Genomic DNA, 2,988 nt, shown 5'->3' with positions numbered 1-2,988 from the left:
GGAACAGGGGGGGGTGGTTCCGGGGCGGCCGACCGGATCGGGATGTCGCGCGCCCCGGGGGGTTTGGGGCGGCGACCGTCCGATCGGTGTGGAGATCCCGGAGCCCTCAGGCTCCGGCTGTGTGCGCGAGGGCACGACCAGGCCGAAGCTGGGGAGCCCCCGGCCTGTACTCACCCGCAGTCCCCTGCGGGCGGGGTGTATCTCTCATCGGGACCGAACCTACGGCAGGCGGAGGCGGTCGGACAGACGCAATCGCGTCCCTGCATCCACCTCGCACACGTTCTTCACACGGCCTGCCGCAGTCGTCCGCCAGAGGTACGGACCACTCGCTGAACGAGCGGTCCCCTCGCTCAGATGCGCGAGAAAGCCTGCTCGATGATGTCCAGGCCCTCGTTCAGCAGGTCCTCGCCGATGACCAGCGGGGGCAGGAAGCGCAGCACGTTGCCGTAGGTGCCGCAGGTCAGGACCACCAGGCCCTCCTGGTGGCACGCCTTGGCCAGCGCGCCGGCCGCCTCGGCGTGCGGCTCCTTGGTGTCGCGGTCCTTGACCAGCTCGATGGCGATCATCGCGCCCCGGCCCCGGATGTCACCGATGATGTCGAACTTCTCGGCCATGGCGGCCAGGCGGCCCTTCATGACCTCCTCGATGTGCCTGGCCCTGCCGTTGAGGTCCTGCTCCTTCATCGTCTCGATGGCGCCGAGCGCGGCGGCGCAGGCCACCGGGTTGCCGCCGTAGGTGCCGCCGAGGCCGCCCGCGTGCGCGGCGTCCATGATCTCGGCGCGGCCTGTGACGGCGGCGAGCGGCAGACCGCCCGCGATGCCCTTGGCCGTGGTGATCAGGTCCGGGACGATGCCCTCGTCCTCGCACGCGAACCACTGGCCGGTGCGGCAGAAGCCGGACTGGATCTCGTCGGCGACGAAGACGATGCCGTTGTCGTTGGCGAACTTCACGATCTCCGGCAGGAAGCCCTTGGCCGGCTCGATGAAGCCGCCCTCACCGAGCACCGGCTCGATGATGATCGCGGCCACGTTGTCCGCGCCGACCTGCTTGGTGATCTGGTCGATCGCCTGCCTGGCGGCCTCCGGACCCGCGTTCTCCGGGCCGGTGGGCCAGCGGTAGCCGTAGGCCACCGGCACCCGGTACACCTCGGGCGCGAACGGGCCGAAGCCGTTCTTGTACGGCATGTTCTTCGCCGTCAGCGCCATCGTGAGGTTGGTACGGCCGTGGTAGCCGTGGTCGAACACCACGACGGCCTGGCGCTTGGTGTGGGCGCGGGCGATCTTCACCGCGTTCTCGACCGCCTCGGCGCCCGAGTTGAACAGCGCCGACTTCTTCGCGTGGTCACCCGGGGTCAGCTCCGCGAGGGCCTCGGCGACCGCCACGTAGCCCTCGTAGGGGGTGACCATGAAACAGGTGTGGGTGAAGTCGGCGAGCTGGGCGCTCGCGCGGCGCACCACGGCCTCGGCGGAGGCGCCCACCGAGGTCACGGCGATGCCGGAGCCGAAGTCGATCAGGCTGTTGCCGTCGACGTCCTCGATGACACCGCCGCCCGCGCGCGTGACGAAGACCGGCAGCGTGGAGCCCACGCCCTGGGCGACGACCGCGGTGCGGCGGGCCTGAAGCTCCTGCGACTTCGGGCCGGGAATGGCGGTGACGACGCGGCGCTCCTGCGGAAGTGCGGTCATGCGGGGCTCCTGGGGGGTATTACGGACGCTTGCCTTGTTTTCCCGCAGGCTAAGACGGGTGCCGTGGGGTGGGCATGCTCCATGTGGGCGTTGTCGGCACGGCCCGTTGTCCGTGGTGGACATGGCGGGCCGGGTCCCCGGCGCGGCCGGACACCGGACGTCGGCCGCGTAAACGGTGAACTCCCCTTGCGGGGGCGTTAGATTGACTCGCTGACGGTGACGGACCGGCTGGTCAGGGGGCAGGGCGATGGACAGCGAAGGTATGCGGGACACGCGGGCCACCCAGACGGGTCCGGTGCCGCGCCCGACGCGGCCCCCGGAAGGGTTCCCGCCGCCCCTGCCCACGATGCCACCCGGAGCGCCGCCCCGCCCGGACGGCTCGGCCTTCCTCGCCTGGCTGCGCGCCTCCCGGCCCGCCACCCCGCCCGGCGTCTGGCGGCTCGGGCACCGGCCCCGGCCGGAGACGGAGCCCGAGCTGACCCCGGGCCGGCAACTGCTCAGCGGGGCCGTGATCGCGTTCCTGGTCGGCTGGCTGGTGTGGTCCCTGCTGTGGAACGGCTACCTGGGCGGCTGGTGGGTGCTGCCGCTGGAGCTGTTCACCCCGGACTCCTGGCGCGAGGGCAACGACCGCGTCGGCAACGCCGTCCTCTGGTACTCGTACTACACCCTCATCGCTCTCGCCATCCTCTTCGTCGTCGCCCGGATCGGGCGCTGGGGCGAGGTCTGGCGGCGCTTCGGACCCCCCGCCTGGCTCAGGACCGCCACCCCCGCCGAGCCACCGCCGCCCCCGCCCGGCGAGGACCCCGCCGACTGGCCCGAGCTGCGCGCCCATGGCGCCCACGAGGCGGCCGACCGGCTTGCCGCCGAGGCGCGCGGCGGGCTGATGCGGGACGTCGACCACGCCCGGATCGGCCGCGCCTGGCAGGGCGTGCGCTCCGGCGTGAACACACCGGCCGCGTTCACCGGCGCCGTCCTGCGCGACGGCTCCGCCGCCTGCCCGCACCCCTCCGGGGACCGCGACCTGCCCGCCCGGCACGCCCGGCACGACCTGCTCACCGGCCAGGTCCGGCTCGGCACGGCCGCCGACGACCCGCGCAACCCCTACCGGTACCGGGGCGCCGGACTCGCCCTCGGCACCGACCTGCTCGGCACCTCCCTGGTCGCGGTCGGCCCGGCCGGCTCCGGCAAGACCGGCAGCCTCGTCCGGCCGCTCGCTGAGTCCCTCTGCCTGCACGCCCTCGCCGGCCGCGCCGCCGTGGTCACCCTCGGGGCGGCCGGGGCGGGGCTGGGGGCGGCCGGGGCG

The 2,988-nt window shown here is 73.4% G+C and carries 1 protein-coding gene and 2 pseudogenes; 1 reads left to right on the top strand and 2 read right to left on the bottom strand.

Annotation, left to right across the window (positions count from 1 at the left end; genetic code table 11):
• Positions 1–208 (bottom strand): annotated as a pseudogene (locus ACFWN1_RS32585) (phosphoesterase); the annotation flags it as partial.
• Positions 209–350: 142 nt separating this feature from the next.
• Entirely contained in the window at positions 351–1,685 is a 1,335-nt protein-coding gene (gene gabT, locus ACFWN1_RS32580) for a 4-aminobutyrate--2-oxoglutarate transaminase (RefSeq protein ID WP_384370148.1), read from the bottom strand.
• Positions 1,686–1,932: 247 nt separating this feature from the next.
• On the opposite strand from gabT, the pseudogene ACFWN1_RS32575 reads away from it, so the two are divergent.
• Positions 1,933–2,988, top strand: a pseudogene (locus tag ACFWN1_RS32575) (ATP-binding protein); the annotation flags it as partial.

Origin of the sequence: Streptomyces sp. NPDC058459 (genome assembly GCF_042721685.1) — a bacterium.
Taxonomy (GTDB): Bacteria; Actinomycetota; Actinomycetes; order Streptomycetales; family Streptomycetaceae; genus Streptomyces.
The sequence above is the reverse complement of the archived record's forward strand: the minus strand, read 5'-3'. Positions and strand labels throughout refer to the sequence as shown.

Coding starts and splice junctions, on each gene's coding strand:
- gabT (WP_384370148.1), bottom strand. CDS start 1,685: ATGACCGCACTTCCGCAGGAGCGCCGCGTCGTCACCGCCATTCCCGGC.